Here is an 868-nt window from a genome sequence, read left to right on the forward strand (position 1 = left end):
CGTGAAGTCGAACGAGTTCGACTTCACGGTCTTTGTCCCTCTACCGGGTAGCACTGGCGTTGAGGAGTTCGAAAGTTGGAATGGCGGCAACGGAACGTTGGAGTCCGGTTTGGTCATCAACGGTTCGAACCTGCAAAAGGTTCAGGCGTGGGAGACCTTTGACAGCCAACAGACCGGCACACCCATTGACGCATCGGGTCGTGCCAATGGCAACGTTGTTGCCCTGCGGAGCGGCACGGTGAGGTTCACGTTGCCGGGTAACGGTGCCAAGACTGCAAGCCTCATGGTAGGAGGGGTCGACGACGCCCCCACCACCTCGATCTGCTTCTACGATGCCAGTGGCAATCTGCTCTACAAAACGGGGGCCGTAATCAGGTGGCCGTACCTTAATTACGGTTACACTGCTGATAATGGCAAATTGATATCTTATATTGAGGTGACCACGACTGACGTTAACGGTGTCGGCTTAGACTACGTCGAGTGGTCGACACCATTGCAGTCGAGTCGGGGCCTGCAGCAATCCCATGCAGAGGCGGGTACTGATTCTGCCGAGGCGGCCGTTACGTCTCACATCAGCGAACATGGGCAAGCGACCGCACCGATCCAGGAGCAGCCGCAAAACGCCAGCACGGACAGCGCAGCCGGTATTGCTGCTCAGGAAGCTGGTCAGAGTGGCGGCGCGCAACTACAGGAAGCGCAACACACGGAGGTTCCGGGTGTGGAGCCGACAGCTGTCTCGGCGGAAGCACAGGCCTTTGCGGCCCACGTCGACGTGCTCGGCCATGTCGTGCCGATGGTGGATATCGCCGGCCTCTCGGACACCTACTACGGCGAAAGCGACAGCTATGTCAGCCTGCACAACGCCGAA

General features: G+C 58.9%; 1 protein-coding gene. It reads left to right on the forward strand.

The annotated features are described in order from the left end of the window. A partial coding sequence (locus N5C91_RS31815; RefSeq protein ID WP_279834514.1) for a hypothetical protein occupies window positions 1–868 on the forward strand: 868 nt, incomplete at both ends.

Origin of the sequence: Pseudomonas sp. GD03903, from assembly GCF_029840045.1 — a bacterium.
In the GTDB taxonomy this organism is placed as follows: Bacteria; Pseudomonadota; Gammaproteobacteria; order Pseudomonadales; family Pseudomonadaceae; genus Pseudomonas; species Pseudomonas pseudonitroreducens.